23 protein-coding genes and 2 pseudogenes are annotated in these 24,102 nt (G+C 63.2%); 18 read left to right on the top strand and 7 right to left on the bottom strand.

Annotation, left to right across the window (positions count from 1 at the left end; translation table 11 throughout):
- Positions 1–31: 31 nt before the first annotated feature.
- From ACVCMI_RS10280 to ACVCMI_RS10270, 3 genes and pseudogenes are all read right to left on the bottom strand, one after another.
- Complete coding sequence (locus ACVCMI_RS10280) at positions 32–304, bottom strand: hypothetical protein (RefSeq protein WP_447098890.1); 273 nt, start codon at positions 302–304, stop codon at positions 32–34.
- 155 nt (positions 305–459) lie between these two features.
- A pseudogene (locus ACVCMI_RS10275) lies at positions 460–3,447 on the bottom strand (Tn3 family transposase); the annotation flags it as partial.
- 31 nt (positions 3,448–3,478) lie between these two features.
- Entirely contained in the window at positions 3,479–4,765 is a 1,287-nt protein-coding gene (locus ACVCMI_RS10270; protein ID WP_447098891.1) for a site-specific integrase, read from the bottom strand.
- A 198-nt stretch (positions 4,766–4,963) separates the two neighbouring features.
- Between ACVCMI_RS10270 and ACVCMI_RS10265 the strand changes: the two genes are divergently transcribed.
- The 9 genes and pseudogenes from ACVCMI_RS10265 to ACVCMI_RS10225 all read left to right on the top strand — a co-directional run bounded on the left by ACVCMI_RS10265 (position 4,964) and on the right by ACVCMI_RS10225 (position 11,254).
- A complete protein-coding gene (locus ACVCMI_RS10265) occupies positions 4,964–5,209 on the top strand; it encodes a hypothetical protein (protein ID WP_447098892.1) in 246 nt (81 codons plus the stop codon).
- 18 nt (positions 5,210–5,227) lie between these two features.
- Positions 5,228–5,419, top strand: coding sequence for a hypothetical protein (locus ACVCMI_RS10260; RefSeq protein ID WP_447098893.1), 192 nt, complete (start codon positions 5,228–5,230; stop codon positions 5,417–5,419).
- Positions 5,420–5,499: 80 nt separating this feature from the next.
- Positions 5,500–5,751, top strand: a pseudogene (locus ACVCMI_RS10255) (integrase core domain-containing protein); the annotation flags it as partial.
- A 112-nt stretch (positions 5,752–5,863) separates the two neighbouring features.
- Positions 5,864–6,748, top strand: coding sequence for a metalloregulator ArsR/SmtB family transcription factor (locus ACVCMI_RS10250; RefSeq protein WP_447098894.1), 885 nt, complete (start codon positions 5,864–5,866; stop codon positions 6,746–6,748).
- 31 nt (positions 6,749–6,779) lie between these two features.
- Positions 6,780–7,751: a substrate-binding domain-containing protein gene (locus ACVCMI_RS10245; RefSeq protein WP_447098895.1), complete on the top strand. Its 972-nt coding sequence runs from the start codon at positions 6,780–6,782 to the stop codon at positions 7,749–7,751.
- Positions 7,748–8,425, top strand: coding sequence for a c-type cytochrome (locus ACVCMI_RS10240; RefSeq protein WP_447098896.1), 678 nt, complete (start codon positions 7,748–7,750; stop codon positions 8,423–8,425). Before ACVCMI_RS10245 ends, ACVCMI_RS10240 begins: the two co-directional genes overlap by 4 nt.
- 239 nt (positions 8,426–8,664) lie before the next feature.
- Entirely contained in the window at positions 8,665–9,420 is a 756-nt protein-coding gene (locus tag ACVCMI_RS10235; RefSeq protein ID WP_447098897.1) for a c-type cytochrome, read from the top strand.
- Positions 9,421–9,424: 4 nt separating this feature from the next.
- Positions 9,425–10,480, top strand: a complete 1,056-nt coding sequence (locus ACVCMI_RS10230; RefSeq protein WP_447098898.1) for a porin — start codon at positions 9,425–9,427, stop codon at positions 10,478–10,480.
- A gap of 39 nt (positions 10,481–10,519) precedes the next feature.
- A complete protein-coding gene (locus ACVCMI_RS10225; protein WP_447098899.1) occupies positions 10,520–11,254 on the top strand; it encodes a prolipoprotein diacylglyceryl transferase family protein in 735 nt (244 codons plus the stop codon).
- Here ACVCMI_RS10225 and ACVCMI_RS10220 read toward each other — a convergent pair.
- The gene (locus tag ACVCMI_RS10220) at positions 11,208–12,548 is read right to left on the bottom strand and encodes an ATP-binding protein (RefSeq protein WP_447110602.1); all 1,341 of its coding nucleotides are present in this window, start codon (positions 12,546–12,548) and stop codon (positions 11,208–11,210) included. The genes ACVCMI_RS10225 and ACVCMI_RS10220 overlap by 47 nt on opposite strands.
- A complete protein-coding gene (locus ACVCMI_RS10215; protein ID WP_447098901.1) occupies positions 12,545–13,231 on the bottom strand; it encodes a response regulator in 687 nt (228 codons plus the stop codon). Before ACVCMI_RS10215 ends, ACVCMI_RS10220 begins: the two co-directional genes overlap by 4 nt.
- A 123-nt stretch (positions 13,232–13,354) precedes the next feature.
- Between ACVCMI_RS10215 and dsbD the strand changes: the two genes are divergently transcribed.
- From dsbD to dsbG (ACVCMI_RS10195), 4 genes are all read left to right on the top strand, one after another.
- Positions 13,355–15,205, top strand: coding sequence for a protein-disulfide reductase DsbD (gene dsbD / locus ACVCMI_RS10210; protein ID WP_447098902.1), 1,851 nt, complete (start codon positions 13,355–13,357; stop codon positions 15,203–15,205).
- Positions 15,202–15,465 (top strand): hypothetical protein, encoded by a 264-nt coding sequence (locus tag ACVCMI_RS10205; RefSeq protein WP_447098903.1) that lies wholly within the window; start codon positions 15,202–15,204, stop codon positions 15,463–15,465. The genes dsbD and ACVCMI_RS10205 overlap by 4 nt, the downstream gene beginning before the upstream one ends.
- Positions 15,466–15,602: 137 nt before the next feature.
- Positions 15,603–16,457, top strand: a complete 855-nt coding sequence (locus tag ACVCMI_RS10200) for a prolipoprotein diacylglyceryl transferase family protein (protein ID WP_447110601.1) — start codon at positions 15,603–15,605, stop codon at positions 16,455–16,457.
- Positions 16,454–17,260: a thiol:disulfide interchange protein DsbG gene (gene dsbG / locus ACVCMI_RS10195; RefSeq protein ID WP_447098905.1), complete on the top strand. Its 807-nt coding sequence runs from the start codon at positions 16,454–16,456 to the stop codon at positions 17,258–17,260. The genes ACVCMI_RS10200 and dsbG (ACVCMI_RS10195) overlap by 4 nt, the downstream gene beginning before the upstream one ends.
- Here the strand turns inward: dsbG (ACVCMI_RS10195) and ACVCMI_RS10190 are convergent.
- Positions 17,196–17,633: a DUF6691 family protein gene (locus ACVCMI_RS10190; RefSeq protein ID WP_447098906.1), complete on the bottom strand. Its 438-nt coding sequence runs from the start codon at positions 17,631–17,633 to the stop codon at positions 17,196–17,198. The genes dsbG (ACVCMI_RS10195) and ACVCMI_RS10190 overlap by 65 nt on opposite strands.
- Positions 17,634–17,873: 240 nt before the next feature.
- On the opposite strand from ACVCMI_RS10190, the gene ACVCMI_RS10185 reads away from it, so the two are divergent.
- The 4 genes from ACVCMI_RS10185 (at position 17,874) to ACVCMI_RS10170 (ending at position 20,445) form a co-directional block, all read left to right on the top strand.
- Positions 17,874–18,197, top strand: coding sequence for a TlpA family protein disulfide reductase (locus ACVCMI_RS10185; protein WP_447098907.1), 324 nt, complete (start codon positions 17,874–17,876; stop codon positions 18,195–18,197).
- Entirely contained in the window at positions 18,194–18,952 is a 759-nt protein-coding gene (dsbG, locus tag ACVCMI_RS10180; RefSeq protein ID WP_447098908.1) for a thiol:disulfide interchange protein DsbG, read from the top strand. Before ACVCMI_RS10185 ends, dsbG (ACVCMI_RS10180) begins: the two co-directional genes overlap by 4 nt.
- A 196-nt stretch (positions 18,953–19,148) precedes the next feature.
- The gene (locus tag ACVCMI_RS10175; RefSeq protein WP_447098909.1) at positions 19,149–19,649 is read left to right on the top strand and encodes a DUF2243 domain-containing protein; all 501 of its coding nucleotides are present in this window, start codon (positions 19,149–19,151) and stop codon (positions 19,647–19,649) included.
- On the top strand, positions 19,630–20,445 hold the full coding sequence (locus tag ACVCMI_RS10170) for a cytochrome c oxidase assembly protein (RefSeq protein WP_447098910.1): 816 nt from the start codon (positions 19,630–19,632) through the stop codon (positions 20,443–20,445). The genes ACVCMI_RS10175 and ACVCMI_RS10170 overlap by 20 nt, the downstream gene beginning before the upstream one ends.
- Positions 20,446–20,667: 222 nt before the next feature.
- Here the strand turns inward: ACVCMI_RS10170 and ACVCMI_RS10165 are convergent, their stop codons facing one another.
- Positions 20,668–21,597: a LysR substrate-binding domain-containing protein gene (locus ACVCMI_RS10165; protein ID WP_447098911.1), complete on the bottom strand. Its 930-nt coding sequence runs from the start codon at positions 21,595–21,597 to the stop codon at positions 20,668–20,670.
- A 124-nt stretch (positions 21,598–21,721) separates the two neighbouring features.
- Here ACVCMI_RS10165 and katG point away from each other — a divergent pair, with 124 nt between their 5' ends.
- Entirely contained in the window at positions 21,722–23,983 is a 2,262-nt protein-coding gene (gene katG / locus ACVCMI_RS10160) for a catalase/peroxidase HPI (RefSeq protein WP_447098912.1), read from the top strand.
- The last annotated feature ends 119 nt before the right edge of the window (positions 23,984–24,102 follow it).

The following is a 24,102-nucleotide window of genomic DNA, read 5'->3' as shown; positions in this document are numbered from 1 at the left end:
GGTGTCCGTCTTTCCCCGTTGCGTTCGCGGTTCAAGCCTTGCCGCGCGAGCCACCGACTTGCTTGGCCAGTTCGACCTTGCGCTGTTCCATGCGTGCGCCCAGTGCCTTGAGCTCGGCGGCCGAAAGCAGCTTCTTCGCCTCCTTGAACATCTCCTCCTCTTCCTCCTTGACGTGGTGTTCGACCAGTTCGCGCAACACCTTGGCGCGGCCGGAGAACTGCTCGCTGCCGACGTCGGTGTCGAGCAGGTCTGGGAGCACCAGATCGCCGGCGGCGCGATGCTCCTCCAGCGCCTCGAAGTACATCTTTGCATGAGGGTCGGCAGGGATCCACCCAAAAACCGGCAATTTCTCGCCTAAGGTGTGGCCCCCGCTTAGCCCCCGCTTAGGAATTACGTCGCTGTAGGCTGTCGCTCTACCGTCTCTTCGTTGTCCAGCTCAGCGGCTGCCGCCTCCTCGGCCGCATGAAGAATGCGGCGAGCAAAGTCGATGGGCGTGACCTCCCTGCTCGTGTCGACGGTGTAGTCGCCAAAGCGGTTGATGTGCGCGGTCCGATAGGGCGACAGGCCGGCCAGTACCTCCGGACTGATCTCGACGCCCTCATCGCGGAGCTCGGCCAGGACCCGGGACATCTGCTCGACGTTGTGGAGGATGACCAGGTTCGCCACCAAGTGGTTGTAACCGACGATTTTCTGCTGCTCATGCAGCACGTTCTCGGCGATGATCCCCTGCCCGCCGAAGAAGGCCCACTTAGTGAAGTTGTTGAACTCCTCGCTCTTGTTGGTCGCCGCCTGGATCGTCTTGCGTACTTCCGCATCGTCGATGTAGCGCAGCAGGAACAAGGTGCGGATGACCCGCCCTAGTTCTTTGAAGGCGAAGTAGAGCTTGTTCTTGCGGCTGTAATTGCCCAACCGGCGCAAAATGGTGGAGGCAGAAATCTTGCCCGTTTTGATCGAAACGGCCACGCGCAGCATGTCGTGCAGATGGGTTTCGATCAGGGTCCAGTCGATGCTCCCGTCGCCAAACAGCGCCTGGATGTTGGGGTAAGACGCTTGCGGGTCCGGCTTGGAAAGCGAGAGGTCTTTGATGTTTCGGATGCGAGGCATGAGATCGATGCCCAGCAGATGGGCTAAGCCGAACACCGGGAAGTTCTGGGCTTGTGTATCACCGTGCACCGTGTCCGGCCGGATCTCGGATCGATTTTCGATCAACCCATCGAGGATGTAGATCGCTTCATAGGCGCCGCAAGGAATGAAACGGCTGAAGAGCGCGATGTACTTGTCGGACACGTGGTAGTAACCAATGCCACCGTAGCCGCCATAGCGGATGTGGTATTCCGAGAGCAGGTTTTGCTCGTAGACGCTCCACTTCGTGCCATCGGCTGACGCGGATTTACCGCTGCCCCAGTAGCCGGGAAGCTCGAACTTGTTGTAGAGATTGATCGTATCGACCGTGGCACGCTCCAGGGTGTCTTCTGTCACGTACTTGAGGTTTAGCCAAGCGGTCTGCCGACGACTGAAGCCGCGTACCGATCTCGCGGTCTGAGTGGGTCCGAGGTTGCAGCCATAGCAGAACAGCGTGGTCACGACGCGGTGGTGCAAGTCACGCACGCGCGCTTGGGTGCCGGCGAGCGGCTTAAAGTGTCGGTTCAAGTCCGCCCAGCTGGTGGCATCGACCAGCACATCGACGATGCTCGTTTCGGGCAAGCGCTCGGTGATGAGGCTGTCGACCAGCGCGATGGCCTTGGACAATTCCGTGCGCGGCAGCTTCCGGAGGATCAGCCGACCGTCAACAATGTCGGCGTGCGCGTTCTCGGGAAAACGAGCGTCCACCTCGCGGCACTTCGTTCGAAGTTGCTCCCGCAGTTTTTCGACGAAGGTTGTAGGCTCGGTCGCGATACCGGATACCTCACCGTAGTTGTCCAGTTCTTCCTGGAAGGTGCTCTCGTCGACCAGCTCTTCGCGATAGTCGTCATAGCGCTCCCCGCCGGGGATAAACAGGTCGCCTGACTTCAACTCGTCCTTGATCTGGAAGAGCACCGCCAGTTCGAAGTAGCGCCGTTGCATCCAGCCCACCCGGTCCACACCCCAATCCTTGGGGAACACATGCCGCCGCCAGTTCGCCGACAGCCAACCAAAGTCATGGTCCAAGCTCAGTCCCAGCGATGCCGCCTCCACCACATCCCTGCGCTGGGCCCGTAGTGCTGCCAGCGCTTTGATCAGGCGTTCCATGGCGGGATCTTGGGATGAGGTGCGTAGCTCCATCACGTCCAGGCAGTTGAGCAGCAAGGCTCGCTGCTGGGCGTACGGCTTGGCCAGGAACGGCAGGAAGTTCTTACCGGCATAGGCCATATGCTCATCGCATTCGGCGAGCGTTCTGGTCAGGTCCGACCCGATGGCATCGCCAATGGCATCAATACGCTGGCTGTCGGTTCCGTCCACTTGATAGGCCTGAAGGATCTCTTTCAGTTGCGCTACGAGGTGGTCGGTGCGCTTCAAATGCTCCACCTGGTAGGCCATCAAATTCTTCTGAGCGGTGTTCTCCAGGTTCTGCAGCAATCGAATGAAGAGGTCCGCCGCATCGTCCAAGGCCTTGCCGTGCCGGGAACGGATGAACACGGCGGCCAGGGCATAACGCTTGGCAGGCTTGAGCTCGGCCAACTCGCCGGCATCCAGTGCTCGCGCCATCGCCCGGAAATATTTCAGCTTGGGCACCGGTACTTCGAGCGCAGGAATCATCGCGGCGAGCTTTTGTAACCGGTCGATGTGCTGCAGATAAAAGCGCACCTCCTTGTTCCCGGGACGCTTGGGTTCGCGCTTCAGGGCCTGCCAGCCGCTATGCGTGTCGCCCGCAGTGACGACTAATAGCTCATCGACCCTCTTGCGCGCCGCTGGCGTCAGCAACGCAGCGATGCGTTCGAAATGGCCTTCGTGGACGCTTTCACGGGCGGCCGTGGCGATGTCATCCAGCGTGCGAAAGGCGGGCAATTCATACCGGTGGTGGTAGAGCTCCTCGACCATCACGTTGATGATGTCCGGCAGCATGTGCTTGGTCTGGGCCGCTTGCTGAGCCACCGTCCGCAGCCACTGTCGTCCGGGCTCGCCCAAGGGACGCACGTTCAAGTACTGCCGAATCTGGGCGATGTGATCGCGCTTCATGCGCGAGGCGTCGTAGGTATCCAGATCGCTGGCACTGAAGGCGCGCCGGTAACCCAAGGCGTCAGCCACATGCCGCACGATGCGATCAGGTATCTGGCTCAGTGCGCCGAAGTGCCCGCGGTGAGGAAGGGTTTTCAGGTGAAGCATCACGGCCAAACGGATGGCCGGTTGCTTGCTCAAGGCCTGCACGAAGGCCAGCTCGTCCGCGGAGGGCGTGAAGTGCAGATCCAGCTCGCGGGCGGTGGGGTCTTGCTTCAGTCGCGGATAAGCGGTCTCGTGAGGTGCTGTCATGCGTCTTGCATCTCCGGTGTCAGGCGAGAGGTCAGTTCCAGTGGCGCTCAGCGGCTTCGTCGTGAAGCGATGCGTCCAATTGCAAGTCGTGGTTGTCTGCGATGCGATACAGGTCTTCGATCAGTTCGAATGCCACCTGGTCCAGGTCGAGGTCATCCGTCGCCTCAACCTGAAGTTGGTAGCGGGTACGGTCGGGATTAACGGCAACACCGCGGTGCGGTGACAGACAGAGGGTTTCGATCGTCTGCCGCGCTTTGGCGGCGCTGCGGCCCTTCCGCCGGGGCGTCAGGCGTAGCGTGAGCATCAAGGTGACGGTCACCGGCGGTTGGCTGGCCGGTGCAGGCAAGGAAGCCGGCGGCAATTCCGAAATTGCCATGCTGGCGAGGGCTGTTTCGATACGCTGCTGGCCGAACGCATCGGGTGCGTCGATGTATCGCAGTGCCGAGTGCATGTCTTTCCAGCCGACGTACTCCATCAGGGCGCGTACGTCCCAACCATTGGCGCTGGCCCATCCGGCAAACCCGCGCCGTAGCGAGTGGCCGCTGTAACTTTCCGGCGAGGCCAAGCCGGCGCGGATGAAAAGCCGCCGTAGCAAGGGCACCACGCTGTTGGCATGCAAGGCGCCGGCTCTGATCCCGCCCGTGCGGGTGATGCCACGAAACAGCGGGCCCTCGGTGAGCCCCGCCATGGCAATCCAGTCGAGCGTCGCCGCCACCGGGCACCACCGGCTGAGCGCGGGCACCCGATAGGTGGTGCCGACGAATTGCCGGTCTGTTTTGCTGCGCCCCAAGAAGCACGTCATGCCATGGCCAGGAACCGCCGTCACATGCTCGCTGTGGAGGCCGACCAGTTCGTCAACGCGGAAGCCGCGCCAAAATCCCAGCAAGAGCATGGCGCGATCGCGACGGGCGCGTAGCGCGGCAGCACGGTCCCCTCGCTGATCCGCCGCTGCGACAGCGGCATCAAGCCAATCGGAGACCCGGGCGACAGCGGTGAGCTGCAAGGGGGAAGCACGCTTCTCGCGAGCCGGGTGCAGCGCCTGGATGCCTTTAAGCGTCTGTTTGACCCTCGCCGCCGTGGTGGGATCGGCAAAGCCGTGCGTCTGGTGCCATTGCGAAAGCGCTGCCAGCCGCTGTCGGAGCGTATTGATCGATAGCGTGGTCGCATGAGCCGCAAGGTATTGCGCCACAGTATCCGCCGTGGCCGGTAGCAGGCCGCCCCAACTCACCTCGAAGTGGCGCACCGCTGAGGCATAACTGCGTTGCGTGTTTTCCCGCTGCGCCGCTTCGAGATAGGTTTCAAGCGAGTGAGAGGTCATCGTCACGATCAGGCGGCGGAGGCTTGATGCCCGCTAGGGGCGCCCATGCATGATGTACCGTGCATTATGCTCACGGCCATCCACGGCGGCAGTCCAAGGAAAGCACCTGTGACTGTGCAATTGCGGAGGGCATTATGACCCAACCCGATGATCGTCTTGGCATGCCTGAGAGTGCCTTTTTGGCAGCGACGGAAAGTCATGGGGGCGAACAACCCGGTGCTGCGCTCGGGCATGGATATTCCGGCCTGTTCCGAAATTGCCAGAATGTCGGTCGAGGCGCTCTTTTCCTTCCTGATCGACTGGATGTGGGAGAGCCCCTCTGAACTTATCCCCAGCAACGAACAGATCGCACAGGTGCGCGCCCTCCTGCTTCAGCGTCATGACGCCCTCCAGCCGGATGTACAGCGTCTGATAGACGAGTGCAATGCGTACCTGAAGGAGTGATGGCGGTGGCGCTGTTCGATGGCCGTCGCTTCCGCTTGCGCCCGATGGTGGATCACTTCACCCCACGAATGCCTAGATATCGTGATCGACCCGTCGCTACGCGGCGAGCATGTGGCCGAAGCGATGGCGCGCCTACTGGCCCAGCGTAGCCCGGCTGCGATCAAGGTCGATAACGGCAGCGAGTTTGCCGGCAAGGTAATGGACCGATGAGCATATGAGAATGGCGCGGAACTGGACTTTTCCCGACGTGGCGCGCCGACCGATAACGCGCTGGTGGAAGCCTCAATGGCCGGCTGCGGCAGGAGTGTCTGAACGAATATTGGTTCTGTCGCTCGGGGGATGCGCGGAGCAAAATCAAAGCGTGGCGGGGCTTTTATAACGAGGAGCGCCCCCACACTGCACTGGCATGGAAAACCTCTGCGGAATTCGCCCGAGAACACGGGTCCCAAGCGAATTCTCAGGTGCCAAAGAAGATCGGGATCCCTACCGGCCGATGGCCCTGGAATCGGGGGTCGGGCAGATGTTTTCCTCCAACAGATTGACGGTTCCTTGGGTAGGGACCACTCGGGTCGAAGGATGTTTTCCGGCGGGCCAAATGGACAAGTGGCAACCCGGAGCTTAGAGTAGTTTCATATTTCACTAAATTGCGTATTCATGAAGCGCACGAGCGACCCCCTACACCAACGCGCGGCTGACACGGCGAAGCTGCTGCGCGCCCTAGGCAACGCTTCGCGGCTGTTGATCCTGTGCCGGCTGTTCAAGGGCGGGGAGACCTCAGCGGGAGCGCTTGCCAAGGAACTGGGCCTGGGCCTGTCCGCGCTGTCCCAGCACTTGGCCCGGATGCGCGAGGAAGGCCTGGTCAGCCAGCGTCGGCAGGCGCGCCAGTTGTTCTACCGTATCGACGAGCGCGCCTCCGCCCAGTTGCCAGCCATTTTGTCGGGCATCTGCGTCGAGGGCGCGTCAGTCACCACTGAAGGAGATGATGGCATGAACAAGCGGGCATCCACTCTTGGCGTCATTCTCAGCCTTGCGCTGACAAGCACCGGCGCGATGGCGGGCGATGGTTTCTGGCAGAACCCTGTCATCCATTCGGCCGGTCACATGCACGAACTGCCCCACGCGGCGTATCAGCCGGACGCCAAGGCCAGCTACAAGGTCGTGTTCAGCCTGACCGGCGCGACCGCCAAGCCGGATCAGATCAACCCGGGGCTGGAACGGGTCGCACGCACGGTCAACCTCTATGCGAGCGCGGGCGTACCGCTCAGTCATCTGCACTTCGTGGCGATCATCGCCGGTGGCGCCACCGCCATCACGCTGGACGATCTGCATTATCGCAAGCAGTTCACTGTGGCCAATCCGAACCTGCCGGTGATCGGTGAGCTGCGCAAGGCCGGTGTGGACGTGGCGGTCTGCGGCCAGGCGGTGGCCGAGCACGGCTACCCGTACGAGGCGATCGACAAGCAGGTGACGCTGGCCTTGTCCCTGCTTACCACGGTCACCGAGTTGCAGCAGAAGGGGTACGCCCTGATGCCCCTGTGACCTCCACGTGCCGATTCAAAGGAGCTTCGCCATGCGTGACTTCCGCCGCCGGACCCGCGCGCTCGCGATCGTCCTGCTGATGCTTGCCGGCGCCACTACCACCGCCGCTGCAAGCAGCACCGGCAAACCGGACTACCTGCCGCCGTGGAATCCCACGCCGGCCGGTGGCGTGCACTTCAGCTCACCGCCGGTGGATGCGATCGCTGACCTGCATGGCGACGTGGTCGATCCGCAGCTGGTGGTGTTCTTCGCCGGCAACCAGTTCATGGTGGTGCATGACCTGCTGGCCGAGTTTCGTACCGCCCATCCAACGTACCAGCGCATCTTTGTTGAGACGCTGCCGCCGGGAATCCTGGCCAAGCAGATCGAGACCGGCTCGCTGGTCATGGGCAATCTGCGCATCGCAGTGCGTCCGGACGTCTTTACCGCCGGCAAGGGCTCGATCGCCGAGCGCCAGAAGCAGCACGGCTGGTTCGCCGAAACGTACGACTACGCCCGCAACCCGCTGGCCATCCTGGTCGCCAAGGGCAATCCCAAACACATCCGCGGGCTGGCCGACCTGGGCCGGACGGACGTGCGCGTGAGCATGCCCAACCCAGCCTGGGAGGGCATCGCGCGGCAGATCGAGGCGAGCTACCGCAAGGCCGGTGGCGAGGCGCTGGACAAGGCGATCATGCAGACCAAGGTCGCCGACGGCAGCACCTTCCTCACCCACATTCATCATCGGCAGTCCCCCTTGCGCGTGCTGCAGGGAGAGTCGGATGCGGCGCCGGTGTGGTCCACCGAGGCCTACTTCCAGGAGCACATCCTGCATCACCCGGTCGAGACCGTGGCGATCCCGGCCGAGCAGAACTCGATCGCCACCTATACGGCCGCGCGCGTGAAGGATGCCCCGCATCCGCAGGCGGCAAAGGATTTTCTCTCGTTCATGCAGAGCCAGGCCGCACAGGCGATCTATCGCAAATACGGTTTCCAGCCCGTCCACGAAGGGGCGACACGATGAGCTATCGGCGTCGGCCGCTGGCAGGCCCTCTCCTGGTCCTTGCCCTGAGTCTGTTCGCGGCGGCCCCCGGCGTATTCGCCACCGACGCCGCCGCCATCGCAAGTCAGGGCAACGGCAAGGGCGCTCCGCCCTGCCAAAGTTGCCACGGTGCCGACGGTGCCGGCCAATCGGCGGCGGGGTACCCGCGCCTGGCGGGCCTGAACGCGTCGTACCTGCGCCAGCAGCTGGATGATTTCGCCAGCGGTGCACGCAACAACCCGGTGATGAAGCCGATCGCCACCGCGCTCACCGAGGAGGAGCGCCAGACGATGGCGGCCCATTACAGCCAGCTGCCGGTTCCGCCGGCGCTGCGCAAGCCGGCCGCGCCGATGCCGGCTGCGGACAGCGTCGGTGCCGTGCTCGCCACCCGCGGGCGCTGGTCGCAGCAGGTGCCCGCGTGCGAGCAGTGCCATGGGCCGGGCGGCGTGGGTGGCGGGGCGAGCTTTCCGCCGCTGGCCGGACAGTCGGCCACCTATATCGCCGCGCAGTTGAAGGCCTGGAAGCTAGGAATGCGGCATAACGATCCGCTGCAACTCATGCAGCACATCAGCAAGAAACTGGACGACAACGACATCAACGCGATCGCCGCCTGGTTCGCTGCCCAGCCACTGCAAGCCACGGGGGAACAGCCATGATGCTCAGGTCAGCGCAGGTCCTTGGGTGCCTTGCCTTCGTAGCGTTGGCCGCTTGCTCCGGCAAGGGGCCGGCCGCAGCGGGGACCCCCGCCGCTGCAACGTCGGGCGGTGCGGCGACGTCGGCTGGGAATGCCTCGCCGACACACGCACCCGCAGCGCTCCCGACTGATGCCGGCAAGCCGCTGGCGTTTTCGCCGCCGCCCGAGTCGGCCATTCCCGCCGGTCCGTTCGGCGATGTCGTGCGGCAGGGCCGCGAGCTGTTCGTGCACACCGACACGCTGGCCAAGGCCTATGTCGGTAATGGGCTCACGTGCGCCAACTGCCACCTTGACGCCGGCCGTCTGGCCAACTCGGCGCCGATGTGGGGCGCCTACGTGACGTACCCGCAATACCGAAGCAAGAACAAGCATGTGAACAGTTTCGGCGAACGCATGCAGGGCTGCTTCAAGTTCAGCATGAACGGCAAGGCGCCGCCGCTGGACAGCAAGGAGATGGTCGCGCTGGAAACCTATGCCTTCTGGATGGCCAGCGGCGCCCCGGTGGGCGCAAAGCTTGCCGGAGCCGGCTATCCGAAGAAGGGATTCAAGCCACCGCAGCCGCCCGACTATGCGCGCGGCGAGAAGGTATTCGGCGCCAACTGCGCGCTCTGCCACGGCGCCGACGGGCAGGGCCAGAAGGTGGCCGGCGAGTACGTCTTCCCGCCGCTGTGGGGACCGGACTCGTTCAACTGGGGCGCGGGTATGCACCAGTTGGACAACGCTGCCGCGTTCATCAAGGCGAACATGCCGCTCAGCCGTGGCGGCAGTCTGAGCGACCAGGATGCCTGGGACGTGGCGATGTACATGGACGCGCACGAACGTCCGCAGGACCCGCGCTTCAAGGGCGATCTGGCCGCGGCCCGCAAGCAGTACCACGACTCTCTCATGTCGCTGTATGGCACCACGGTCAATGGTCACCTGCTGGGTTCGGCGCCTAGCCAGCCCGCAAAGAAGTAGGAGGATGTCCATGATTTATTCGTTCGATCGCCGCCACCTGGCTGGGTGGTGCGCGCTTGCGCTCGCGACAGGCGCGGCCGCTCCCGCCACGGCGGCGGACACGCCGGTCGGCGCGACCACCTTCAACGGCAAGATCTTTCTCGACGCCACCCATCTCAACCAATACAAGAACGGCAAACGCACCAAGCTGAGCCCGAACGGGGCGGACCTGCGGCGCTTCTACATCGACATCGATCACCGCTTTAGCACCATCTGGTCGGCCCACCTGACCACCGACATCAACTGGACCCGCAACCAGTCGCCGACCGACCTGTGGGTCAAGCAGGCCTACCTGGAAGGCGCGTTCAGCAAGGCGCTGGTGCTGCGGTTCGGTTCGGCGTACCTGCCCTGGAACTCGCTGGTCAACAGCTGGTACGGCTACCGCTACGTCGAAAAGGAAATGATCAACCGGCTCAATTACGGGGTCGGGGCCGACTGGGGTGTGCACATGCTGGGCAAAACCGGCGGCGAGGGTCAGATCCAGTATGCCGTGTCGGCGGTCACTGGCGGCGGCTTCAAACAGCCGCGCACCGGTGACCGGGCGGATGTCGAATCGCTGGTGGGCTGGCAACCGACCAAGCACTCGATCATCGCCATCGGTGGCTATGACGGCAAGCGTGCGCTGGGTGGCGGCAACCTGCCGGTGTACAACACGGCGCGTCGCTGGGATGCCATGGCCGCTTACGCCGACAAGCGTTTCCGGCTGGGCGTACAGTATTTCAGGGCCACCGACTGGAACCAGGTGCGCTCGCCCAAGGGCGATCGGGCCAGCGGCTGGTCGGCATGGGCCAGCGTGCAGCTCAACCCGCAATGGGCCCTGTTCGCGCGGCACGATCGGGCCGACACCAGCGAACTGCTGGATCCGGCGCGCCGCGAACGCTATACGAACTTCGGCCTGGAATGGAACGTCAACCGCTCGCTGCAGCTGGCGGCGGTCTACAAGCGCGAGCGCCTCGCCAATGCCTCGCGTGCGCTGGCTTCCTCCAACGAGGTGGGTGTGTGGGCGCAGATTGCCTACTGAGGCCTGCTGAGTGCAGCTCGTTCCGGCAGGACCGTTCCCTTGCCACTGAACAGCCTGCTCGTGCTGGCCGGCTGGGGCAGGGCGATCGCGGTCGGTGGCTGGCTGCAGCGTCGCGGCCGACCTTCCACCGAAGCACAGTTGTGGCGCCTGCTACTGGCGGGGGTATTGGCTGCGCGGCTGGCATTCGTCGTGCGCTGGTGGCCCGAGTATGCCGGCCACCCGCTGGCCATGCTGGACCTGCGCGATGGCGGGTTGTCGCGCTGGGCCGGCAGCCTGGCCGTGCTCGCCGGCGCGGCATGGATCGGTTGGCGACGCCGCCCGCTGCGCGAGCCGATGGCCTGGGCGTTGCTCGGCGCCGTGCTGGTCAGGTGGTTGAGCAGCCTGGTGGCGCGGCGGCTGGACATTTCCATGCTGCGCGTGCTGGACAATTATGATCAGAGTTCCGGCAACCTGCGATCACTTTGCTGGTTGGTGCGGATCATCAGCCGCAAAGTTTTCTCTCGACTCGTTCATTGCTGGGTGGTGACTGTTCGCCTTCGGGAAGGCTACTTGCCGATGAGCCGGGGCATCGACGGCGGGCTGATTTCAGCTGAGAAAGCTTGGTTGCTGTGTCTTGGCTGGAGGATAGAATTCGCCGAGCGGCTGATTCGGCCACTAGCTCCGAAACTGGCTGAGCCACTACCTGCTACAAGAGGGGGGCGATTGACGCGTCTGTCGCGACAATCTATCAATGCGCAGCTGTATCAGAGCGCGGCAAGGATAGGTGCGCGATAAGGCCACCCGTGTCTGGTGCTTCGAAATCCAATGCCCCATCGAAGCGTTTAGCGATCGCGGCCGTGATCGACAAACCAAGCCCACTGCCTTTCGCACCGCGCTGGTACCCATTCTGGTCATTGCCTTTACGCCAGAAGCGCTGAGTCAGATTTTGCGTGCTCTGGCCAGATGGCCAGTCACCGTGATCGCGCACCGTAAACACAAGTTGCGTCGATGTGGCTTGTATATCGAGTACGACACGCTCGCTTTTCGGTGTGTGGCGCAGCGCATTCTCCAGGAGATTGCGTAACGCTGCCGCAGCCAACTCCAGCGATATGCCCACCGCAATAGTGGGCGCGGCATTGTCGAGGGCCACGCGCGCGCCGTCGACGAGATCTGCCAATGCGGTGTCCACGATCGACGCACAATCTGCTGGAGCAGTCTCGTATCGGTGTCGGTCAGATTCGACGCGCGCCAGCAAGAGCAACTGGTCCAACGTTTGCTGCAAACGGGCGATTCCAGTTTCTGCATTGACCAAGGCAGCGCGCGCCTCCCCGGCTGGCAACCGGCTGGCCAACTGGACATGCGTCTTGATGACGGTCAACGGAGTGCGAAGCTCATGCGCGGCATTGCTGGTAAATCGTTGTTCTCGCATCAGCACGTCGCCGGTACGCACTAGCAACCGATTGAGGGTATCGATCATCGGCGTCAGTTCGACGGGCACATCGTCGATCCTGATTGGCGTCAGTGTCTCCGGATCCCGGCGCGACAGCTCGCCGCGCAAAACTTCGAGCGGTCTTAGTCCACGACGTATGCCAAGCCAAAGCACGGCGAGGCTGCCCAATAACGCCACCACGAACGGAACGGTAGCGACCACGGCTACGTTGCGCTGCAGGGTCACACGTTCGGCCAGCCGGTCAGCCGTCGTTATATGCAATCCGTTCTGGATATAGGTAAACAATCGCCACTGTTGACCGTCGATGAGACGGTCGGTGAAGCCCGGCGCTGGTGCATCGAGTCGACCTGCGAAATCGCCATGCGTGCGCACGAGCAACTCGCCCCTTGGCGAAGTGATCTGGCAGGCGACACCCGTACTCTGCGGCATGGACAGCATAGGCTTGCCGACCTGGGCCCAGGCGCCGTTGGGGAGTTGTGCAACCAGCCCGGCCACCATGCGCGCGGAGGCGGCCAGTTGTTGATCGAGCGTCTGGCGCATTTGGTTTCGTAAATCGCTGTACAACCACGCTGCTGCGAGCGCCCAAAGCACGCAAAACGACAAACCGAGACTGATCAGCAATCGTCGGCGCAGGCTCATGTCGGGTCGTCGCCGTCAAGCGCGCCCGGCTCGCCGAGTCGGTAACCCAGCCCACGCACCGTGCGGATCAGTCCGTTACCGAGTTTGCGACGTAGATTAAAGATATGCACGTTGACGGCATTGCTTTGCACCTGCGTATCCAGGCCGTAAAGCGTGTCTTTGAGCTGTTCGATATCCAGAATCCCGCCCCGCGCGTTGAGCATTTTCTCCAACAACGCGAATTCGCGTCGCGTGAGTTCGACTTCGCGACCATCACGCCAGACCTGGCGGTTGTCGGAATCGACACGTACCGAACCATGTTCGATAAGCGAGCTTGCGCGCCCCGCAGCACGGCGCAGCAATGCGTGCAGACGCGCGGTCAACTCATCGAGATCGAAAGGCTTCAGCAAATAGTCGTCGGCGCCCGTCTGCAATCCAGCGATTCGATCGGCGACCCCGTCGCGTGCGGTCAGCACCAGAACGGGCACGGTCACATCTTGGGCACGCAAGTCGCGCAGCAAAGTCAGTCCGTCGGTATCGGGCAGGCCAAGATCGAGCACAACAACGTCGCTTTGCAGGCTCGCAAGCGACCGTCGCGCATCGGCCGCGGTTGCGACCCAGTCGACTGTGAAGCCGACGAGCCGGAGCCCCGTACCGATGCCCGATGCCATCAGTCCGTCATCTTCAATAAGCAGTACGTGCATGGCGAGCTTGCGATGAGCTAAACGACAGTATAGCGGCTGTGGTTCTGTCAAAGCCGGATTCAGTTAATCCTGACTTAATAGTCACCGGCGAACATGCCAGACTCTTCAATCAACTGAGTCGAGATGTCCCGTCTAAGCGTCTTTTTTGTCGTTGCGCTTGCTGGTCTGCTCATGATGCCGTCGACGACTGCGATGGCGCAAATTGGCAGCAGCGACTTCCTGCCCGTGGAGCAGGCATTTTCCTATGGAGTCAAGGTCAGCGCCGACAATACGCTGACCATCACATGGGACATCGCGCCCGGCTATTACCTGTATCGCCACCAGCTCAAGTTCGAAGACAAGACCGGACCCATCGCGGATGTCCGGATGCCCGACGGCGAACCGATCGAAGACGATTTTTTCGGCAAATCCGAGGTGTACCACAACCACGTGGCCGTCACCGTCGCCGCCGGCACCGCGCGTACGCTGAATATTTCCTGGCAGGGCTGTGCCGAGGCCGGGCTGTGCTACCCACCGCAGCATGCCACGCTGAATCTTGCCGACTACGGAATGGGCGGTAGCGATCGCAGTGGCAGCGATTCCGGCTCCGCGGTGGCTGTGGACAACGACAACGACAACGACAACGGCGCCGCCCGCGGATCCGATCTCGGTGAAGATCAATCCTTGGCCGCACGTCTCGCCAGCGCCAATACCGTCTGGGTTCTGGCGGTGTTCTTTGGGCTCGGGCTGCTGTTGGTGTTCACCCCTTGCGTATTGCCGATGCTGCCGATTCTGACCAGCTTGATTGTAGGTTGCGGTGCAAACGGACGGCGTGGATTCGTTCTTTCCGTGGCTTATGTGCTGCCCATGGCAGCGACGTATGCGCTGTTGGGCGTGGCGGCGGCGCTGGCGGGCGCCAACCTGCAGGCGGTGATGCAGACACCGTGGGTACTGGGTACTTTCGCGCTGGTCTTCGTCGTTCTTGCCCTTTCCATGTTTGGCGTTTATGAATTGCAGCTCCCGACGGGCTTGCGCAATCGACTCAATGACGCAAGCCAACGGCAGCGCGGCGGCCACCTCGGTGGCGCCGCGATGATGGGCGTGTTGTCCGCGCTACTCGTCGGCCCGTGCATGACCGCGCCCTTGGCCGGCGCCTTGTTGTACATCGCCGATAGCGGCAACGTGGTGCTCGGCGGCAGCGCCTTGTTCGCGCTGGGCTTGGGTATGGGCGCGCCGCTGGTCATCGCCGGCACAGTCGGTGGCCGCCTGTTGCCCAAGCCGGGCACCTGGATGACTGGCGTCAAGGTGGTCTTCGGCTTCGTGCTGTTGGGTACGGCGATCTGGTTCGTCCAACGGGTGGTGCCGGACAACATCACGCTCGGACTCTGGGGCGCGTTACTGGTCGCCATCGGTGTCACGCTCTACCAACTGGCCGTACATGTGGCGGCGCCGACCCGGCCCGAGCGCATGATCTCGCGTGTCGCCGGGCTGTTGTTCGGCCTTTGGGGCGGCTTGCTGGTCGTCGGTGCGGCCGGCGGTGCCGATAGTCTTCGCGAGCCGCTGGCGTTTGCGTCGACATCCACGTCGGCGAAAACCACACCGTCAATCGAGACGAGCGATTTCATGGATCGCTTCGGTGAGGCAGCCGATCTCGACGACCTCAAAGCGAAGATCGACAAGGCAGCGTCAAACGGCCAATGGACGCTGGTGGATTTCTATGCCGACTGGTGCATTTCCTGCAAGGTGATCGAGTCGGAAGTCTTCGGTAAATCGGAAGTCCAGGCCGCACTCGCCGGATATCAACTGTTGCGGCTCGACGTTACAGACAATGACGCCATCGATCGCGCTCTGATGAAGCATTTCAACATCATCGGCCCGCCCACCATTTTGCTGATAGGCCCCGACGGGCAGGAGCGCCGCGCGGCCCGCGTGGTGGGTGAACTGGACGCGAATGCCTTCCTGCAACATCTTTCCCGCGCCGCAGACAAATCTTGACGTTGACTATTATCGTTTCCGGCGAGTTCGCCGCAGGAGCCTTTGCCATGAAGTGTCGTGATTTCCATTCAGAATGGCTGGCAACCCCCAATGAATTGAGTGAGGCGGCGTGTGCACATGCAGGCCAGTGCACCCGGTGTGCAGAGTTTGCTCAAAGCGTGCGCAACTTCGACCGTCGCTTGATCGAGGCAATGTGCGTGAGCGCACCTGAGTTTGTGTCTTGCAAAGACTTCATGGAGATATTGGCCCATGAAGCTTGACGAATGTCCGCCTTTGCATCGCTTTGAATGCTTCGCCTTTCCATCGTCGACCGGAGTGCGCGACCTTTCGTGTCGCAGAACGGCATGAATGAACCGGATGATGCGGTTACATCCCCTTATTTGCAGAGATGGCACGAATGCTCTCAGTGAATCTCGGCCCACTGGCTATTTCCGTCGGTCAGGCCCTCATGATCCTCGCCTTCGTTGTCGCGTTGATCGTGGGCAAGCTGGCCGCACGACGGCGTGACCTGGCCATCGTTGACAGATTGTTCAATCTCGCGCTGCTGGCCGTTGTGGCAGCGCGCATAGCCTTTGTCGCTCACTACTTTTCTAGCTACGGTTTTGATCCACTGGCGTGGATCGATATTCGCGACGGCGGCTTCGAGGTTGTCGCCGGCCTGCTCGTCATGGTCTTTTATGCCAGTTATCTCACCACGCGCAAGCCGGCGCTACGAGGCCCGCTTGGCGCGGCGCTGTTCGCGGGTGTGCTGACCTGGGGGTTGACCGGCGGCGCGTTGAGCCTGATCGAGAATCAGGCCCGTCGGCCACCGCAGACCGAGCTGTACACGCTCGATGGCGCGGTCACCAACTTGGCGAGTCTGCAGCAAAGCGAGGGCAACCGGCCGATGGTCGTCAATCTCTGGGCGACCTGGTGTCCGCCGTGCCGAGCGGAGATGCCCGTGCTGGAACAAGCACAGAACGAGCATTCCAACATTCTGTTCGTCTTCGTCAACCAGGCCGAGGCCACACCCACCATCCAGAAGTTCATGAATCAAATGGAACTGGACATCGATCACGTGCTGCGGGATCGCCGCGCCGAAGTTGGACGACAGGCCGGTTCAGCCGCGCTGCCCACAACACTGTTCTACGGCGCCGACGGCCGACTGGTAGATAGCCATCTTGGCCAGCTTTCCAAAGCCACGCTGGGCCGAGCGCTCAAACGTTTCAATCTGACCACCGATGATTCGGTACCACCGAAGGATTCCCTATGAAAAAAATGACACGCAACCTGTTGGCACTGCCCTTTGGCGCGCTGTTGATCGGTACCTATGCCTTGTTCACCTGGCCGCGCATCTCCGAAGCTGCCGACACCACGCAGCCCGCTCCAGTGACCGCGCTTTCCGCCCAAGGGCTGGAAATCGTCGAGAAGTTCGATGCCCCGTCTGGCTTGACCGGTTATGCGGCGACGGTGCAAGGCCGACCTATTGCCATCTATGTGACTAGTGACCGCAAACACGCAATTGTCGGTACATTAGTTGATGCCGCTGGCAAGGATATGACCTCTGGGCCGCTTGAGCGTATTGTCGCCGGCCCACAGGGTGAGAAGGCGTGGAAACAAATGGAATCGGCGGCATGGGTGCTCGATGGCAGCAAGGATGCCAAGACAATCGTCTATGAGTTCACCGATCCTAACTGCCCCTACTGCCACAAATTCTGGGAAGTTGCGCGTCCGTGGGTGGATGCTGGCAAGGTACAGATCCGCCACGTAATGGTCGGCATTCTCAAGTCAGACAGCGCCCCCAAGGCCGCCACCATTCTTGCCGCGAAGGACCCTGCGGCTGCGTTCGCGCGTGCCGAGCGCGAATACGGCCAGGGCGGCATCAAGGTGGCCGACAACATTCCCGATTCCGCGCACAAAAAAGTGGCTGCAAACAATGAACTCATGCAGTCCCTAGGCTATTTCGCGACACCTACGATTCTTTACAAAAAGGCCAATGGCGAAATCGGCGTCAAACAGGGACTGCCCCAAGGTAAAGACATCGACGCGATTCTGGGTAGCAAGCCGACCCATTGATCGGTGACCCGAGGGCGGTTTGGCCTTGATTGGCCTCGCTGGGATCGGCGGATGTCTTGCTAGTGCTGCGGTGAAAGCGAGCATACCTGCCGCCAGGCCGAGCAAAAAAACCAATGGCTGCCACGCACCTTGAGCGATGGCCACGCCGGGCCTGAGCATAGACCGGCCAAACCCTAGCCCACACCAAAATGGCCGTACCGCCAATCGGTCGCGAATCAACGTCGCTGCGCGTGGGCAAGTGAAATTTGGCGCCGTATACCGGTCGTGCACGGCGCAGGATGAAGCGAAAACGGACCGGCATAATCATCATGGTGCCACCCAGCGCCAGTGCAAGTGTAGGGTCCCAGTTTCCAGTGGCATCGAGAAAATCCATGAACTCCGCCACATCCCGATCACGTTACAACAGCGATGAAGGGGTGATCACCACCGGAATACTGATCATGCTCCAACGGAACTGGTGAACAATGTCACCTGAATACGCACCATGCACACGCCGCTGCCGGTGCTGGTCCTGCTCGATCTGGATGGGCAACCGATCGCGCTGCAGCAGCTACGCGGCCAGCCGCCCGTCATCAACCTGTGGGCCAGCTGATGCGGCCCGTGCCGCCGGGAAATGCCGGTACTGGCGCAGGCCCAGCAGGCGCGCCCGCAGCTGCGTTTCGTGTTCGCCGACCAGGGCGAGTTGCCAGCAGAGATCCGCGCCTTCCTCGCCGCGAACCGGTTGCGTTTGGCAGGCGTCCTGGTCGACCCCTCTTCGCAGCTGTCGCAACACTTTGGCGTGCGCGGCTACCCGACAACCCTGTTTTTCGACGCGCAGGGCACGTTGCGCAGCGTGCATACCGGTGAGTTGTCGCCCGCCACCCTGGCCGCCGAAGTACGGCACATCGTCCCGCGTGCCGCTGCAGCGGCATCCCACTTGTCTGGAGTCTCTCGATGAAACACTGGTTTTCGTTTCTGTTCGCCATCGGCGTCAGCGCCTGCAGCCAGGCGCAGGACGCGCCGCACTACCCGCCGCCGATCCAGGGCCTGGCCGGTCAGGGCCTGACCATCAAGGGGCCGCTGGAGGCGCCGAAGGGTTACACCGGCTATCGGGGCGAGTACGAGGGCCGCCCGGTGCCGGTGTACCTGTTGCCGGATGGCCAGCACGCCATGGTCGGCACGCTGTTCGACGCCGCCGGGAAAGACTTGACCCAGGGACCGCTGCAGGCAGCCAGCACCCCGGCACTGGATGAGGCGACTTGGGCGCGGCTGGGCAAGGCCGCCTGGGTCGCCGAGGGCGCCGCTCATCCCAAGCGCATCGTCTACGTGTTCACCGATACCGAATGCCCCTATTGCCACAAGCTGTGGGAGGCCACCCAGCCCCTGTTGGCCAACGGCGATGTGCAGGTGCGCCACGTCATGGTGGCCGTGATCGCACCGCAAAGTGCCGCGCGCGCCGCTGCCGTGCTGGACGCTCCCGATCCGAAGGTCGCCATGCACCAGCACGAGACGGCCTTCGGTCACAGCCCGCTCGCCCCGCTGAAGGATGTACCGCCGCCCACCGCCAAGCGCATCGCGGATAACAACGCGCTGATGGATAGCCTGGGCATCAGCGGAACGCCGGCGACGGTCTACAAGGATGCAGACGGAAAAATCCGGATGGCAGTGGGCATGCTGCCGCCGGATCGGATCAAGGCCATTTTCGGTACGTGAAAAAAAGCGGTTTGGATCCGCGCAGGTTCACGGACGCGACAATCGGCTCCCCGCTGGTCTGCGTTCGGCAACGAGGCTTCCTTCTGCTGCCAGTGTCGGGTGCGTGACGGGAAGTTCACTGATCGGTCATGCATGGCGCACGGCACAGGGCCGAGAATCCTGCCTTCGATCCATTCCCCATGCAGGAAAAGGTGCCATGGCCCACCCAAGAGAGTCATCGACCGACCTGGCGTTACCCATCCAGTTACCCGGCATCGTGCTTGGCATCGGCCTCGGCGGATTTTTCGACGGCATCTTCCTGCACCAGGTGTTCCAGTGGCACCACATGTTCAGCAGCATCTACCCGATCGATACCGTCGCCGGCTTGCGCATGAACACCTTTGGCGATGGCCTCACCGTCACCTGGATTGCCGTGCTGGTCGGCCTGGGCATCCTGTACTCAAGGGTGACCGAGGCGCGGCGGCAGGTCTGGGGTTCGCGCGTGCTGTGGGGCTGGATGCTGGTCGGATGGGGCATCTTCAACCTGGTGGAGGGATTGGTGGACCACCAGCTCCTCGGCATTCACCATGTTCGCAGCGGTCCCCATCAGCTGGCCTGGGATATGGCGTTCCTCGCCTTCGGCGTGATCCTGGTCGGGCTGGGCTGGTTGCTGGCGCGGAGCGGACGCATTTTCTCCGGTGGCGCGCGCCAACCCTGAGCACCAGCTCATGATGCATGGTGCCGACGGCCCTTCCATGCTGGCACCTCGCCTGCTGGTTGTCCTTGTTGCCGGCGGCTATCTTTGGCTGGCATGGCGCCAACGGCAGAGGCCACGTGGATGGAGCGCTTGGCGCACAGCCGGCTTTATCGCCGGCAGTGCCTTGTTGATGCTCGGCCTGGTGCCGCAGTGGCTGCCATTTCCGGCAGGCGATTTCAGGAAGCACATGCTGCAGCATCTGTTGCTGGGTATGCTGGCGCCGCTGGGGCTGGTGATGGCCGCGCCGATCACACTTGTGCTGCGTTCGGTGCCGGCGCGTCTGGGCCGGGGCATCAGCCGCGGCCTGCGCAGCCGCTATATGCAGGTGGTCGCCAATCCGATCAGCGCGCTGGTGCTTGATCTGGGCGGCATGGCGCTGCTGTACTTCAGCCCGCTGTATATGGCGATGATGACCGACCCGGCGCTGCACTACCTGGTCCATCTGCATTTCGTGCTGGCCGGCTGCCTCTACACCTGGGTCATCGCTGGCCCCGATCCGGCGCCGCATCGGCCCTCGGTGCCTGCGCGACTGGTGGTACTCGGGGCGGCGGTACTGGTCCACTCGGTGCTCGCGCAGCTGCTTTATGCAGGTTGGTTCGTGCAGGTACCGGCACCGGCCGGGCAACTCCAGCAAGCCGCCGAGCTGATGTACTACGGCGGCGACATCGTCGAGATGCTTTTGGCTATCGCCCTGGTCAGCACGTGGCGACCCACGCGCATGCGGGTCGCTGTACCCGGTGGACGCAAGGTGGCCTAGGAGGCACCGGCCGGCTCGTCCTGCATCAGTGCCAGCTAGCCCCGTTCTCGGGACTGCGGAGGCAGCGATCGTCGATGAGTGATCCTTCGGCCTGACGCCGATCACAGCGACGGCGCTTGCGGCCGGTTCACGCCGCGATGAAATCCCGCAGATCCGAACCGCAGCGGATACATTGCGACGGGATCACGCACTTCGCTGCTCCCGTCTGCCGTCCGCGGAACATCACTTCTTCTGGCGCCCGGGCGGATAGGCTTGGCGAATGGTGCCGCCCACCTGCCTCAGGGCGGCATCGAAGGCATAGTTTTTCCGCCACACGAGCCCGATCGTGCGGCCGGCCGCGTTGCCCGAGAAGCCGCGAACGCACAGATTGACGTCCGTGACTTCGTGCGGCAGAGCCAGCTCCGGCACCAATGTCACCCCCGCTCCCGACGCAACCATCTGCACCAGCGTGGTGAGACTGGTGCCGCGGAAGGTGTCGATGTTTGCGTGAGTACCTGCGCAGAACGCGGCGGATTGCTCACCCATGCAGTGACCCTCCTGCAACACCAGGACAGTGGCGTGGCGAAGCTCGGCGACGTCGACATCGGCTGTGGTGGTTGCCAACCCGTGGCCGCGCGGAGCGACCAGCACAAATCGGTCCCGGGCAATTTCCTCTCGCTCGACGTCGCCGAGATCCGCCTCCAGCGCCACCAGCGCGGCATCGAGCGCGCCGGTTTGCAGGTCGCGCACCAAGACCTGGGTCTTTTCCTCGATCCAGCAGATCAGCAGCTGCGGGTAGGCTTCGCGCAGCGCGGGAGTCAGGCGGGGCAGCAGGTAGGGAGAGATCGTCGGCAATACGCCGATGCGAAGCGTGCCATCGAGCGGGTCGGCGCAGCGTCGGGCCGACCGCACCAGATCGTCGGCTTCACGCAGCACGATCAGCGCGCGCTCAATGAAGGCCTGGCCCGGGCCAGTGACGAGGATATGCCGCTGGTGCTTGTCGCGCTCGAACAGGCGCACACCCAGTGCCTCTTCCAACTGGCCGATCTGCTGGCTAAGCGCTGGTTGCGAGACATGGCAGCGTTCGGCGGCCTTGCCGAAACTGCGCGACTCGGCGACAGCGACCGCATATTGAAGCTGCCGCAAGGTACAGGGATAGGGGCCATGGCTCATAGATGCACACTATCAGTTTCGCAGAAAATCGGTATTAGACCCATTGAGGACCAAGGGCTACTAATGGGCACACCAACGTCCAGCCAGCGCCTGCCCGGGCGCATCCACCAGCCAGGGAAAAACCATGTCTGCCCAGATGAAATGCCCCTTCGCGCAACCTACCGCCGCAGCCAGCGAAGCGCCGTCCAACCGCGAATGGTGGCCCAATCAACTCAATCTCAAGATCCTGCATCAGTACGCCCCGGCGACCAGCCCGATGGCGCCCACGTTCGACTACGTCGAGGCGTTCGAGAAGGTCGACTACAACGCCCTGAAAAACGATCTCCATGCGCTGATGACCGACTCGCAGGACTGGTGGCCCGCCGATTACGGCCATTACGGGCCGCTCTTCATCCGCATGGCCTGGCACGCGGCGGGCACCTACCGCATCGGCGATGGCCGCGGCGGCGCCGGCATGGGCCAGCAGCGCTTCGCGCCCCTCAACAGCTGGCCGGACAACGTTAGCCTGGACAAGGCACGCCGCCTGCTGTGGCCGATCAAGCAGAAGTACGGCAACCAGCTTTCCTGGGCCGACCTGATCGTGCTCACCGGCAACGTCGCACTGGAGTCGATGGGCTTCAAGACCTTTGGCTTCGGTGGCGGGCGTGCCGATGTGTACGAGCCGGATGAGTCGGTGTACTGGGGTTCCGAGCGCAAGTGGCTGGGCGGCGATGAGCGCTATGCACAAGGCTCGCCCGGGGTCGAGGAAACCCACGGCGTGCTGCCGAAGGACGACGACAGCGGACAGCCGCACACCCGCTATCTGGAGAACCCCCTGGCGGCCGTGCAGATGGGCCTGATCTACGTGAACCCCGAAGGCCCCAGCGGCAAGCAGGATCCGGTCCAGTCCGGCAAGGACGTGCGCGAAACATTCGCACGCATGGCGATGAACGACTACGAGACCGTGGCGCTCACCGCCGGCGGCCACACGTTCGGCAAATGCCATGGAGCCGGCAGTGCGACAGCGGTCGGCGCGGCGCCCGAAGGCGCCGGCATCGAGGCACAGGGCCTAGGCTGGCAGAACAGCTTCGGCGCCGGCAAGGGCGGCGACACCATCAGCAGCGGCCTGGAAGGTTCGTGGACGCCCACGCCGACCAAGTGGGACATGAGTTACTTCGACGTGCTGCTGGGTAACGAATGGGTGCAGGCCAAGAGCCCCGCCGGCGCCCAACAGTGGGTGCCCAGGCAGAATACCGACCGCAACATGGCGCCCGCCGCGGATGATGCCTCGAAGAAGGTGCCGATCATGATGACCGACGCCGACATGGCGATGCGCTACGACCCTGCGTACGAAAAGATCGCGCGCCACTTCCATGCGCACCCCGACGAGTTCGCCGATGCCTTCGCCCGCGCCTGGTTCAAGCTGACCCACCGCGACATGGGCCCCAAGGCCCGCTACCACGGCCCCGAAGTGCCGGCCGAAGAGCTGATCTGGCAGGATCCAGTACCTGCGGTCGACCACAAGCTGATCGGCGAGCGGGAAATCCACGCCATCAAGGTGAGGCTGCTCGGATGCGGGCTGTCGACCCAGGCGCTGGTCTATACGGCCTGGTCCGCGGCCTCGACCTTCCGCGGCTCGGACAAGCGCGGCGGCGCCAACGGCGCGCGCATCCGCCTCGCGCCGCAGAAGGACTGGGCGGTCAACCAGCCGGATCAACTGGCCCACGTGCTGCAGACGCTCGAAGGCACCCGCGATGATTTCAACCGGCAAGCGCCGGGCGGCAAGCGGGTTTCGCTGGCCGACCTGATCGTGCTGGGCGGCGCTGCCGCCATCGAAAAAGCCGCCACGGATGCCGGCCATCCGGTAACCGTGCCCTTCACGCCGGGCCGCACGGACGCCTCCCAAGAACAGACCGATGTCGAGTCTTTCGCCGCGCTGGAACCGATCGCCGACGGCTTCCGCAACTACCGCAGCGACAAGTTCAAGGAGATCGCCAGCGAGGCGTTGCTGGTCGACAAGGCGCAGCTGCTGACGCTCAGTGCACCGGAAATGACCGTGCTGGTCGGCGGCCTGCGCGTACTGGGCGCCAACTGCGACGGCAGCGAGCATGGCGTGTTCACCGATCGCATCGGCGCGCTGAGCAACGACTTCTTCGTCAACCTTCTAGACATGCGCAACGAATGGAAGCCGGTCCCGGGCAACAAGGAAACCTTCGATATCCGCGACCGCACCACCGGCGGGATCAAGTGGACCGCAACCCGGGCGGACCTGGTGTTCGGCTCGAACTCCCAGCTCCGCGCGATTGCCGAGGTCTACGGGCAGCACGATGCACAGGGCAAGTTCGTCGAGGACTTCGTCGCGGCGTGGAACAAGGTGATGAATGCGGATCGTTTTGACCTGGCGTGACGGGTGTCCTGTGTGCCGCCGCAGCCCAGCGCGCGGCGCACCGTCACGCTTCCTTGCCACGGATTTTCGGCGGTCATGGCATCGTTCAGCACGGAACGGTCACCCGCCCCGGCATGCAA

The sequence above is a fragment of the Rhodanobacter sp. UC4448_H15 genome (genome assembly GCF_052978265.1).
The sequence above is the reverse complement of the archived record's forward strand: the minus strand, read 5'-3'. Positions and strand labels throughout refer to the sequence as shown.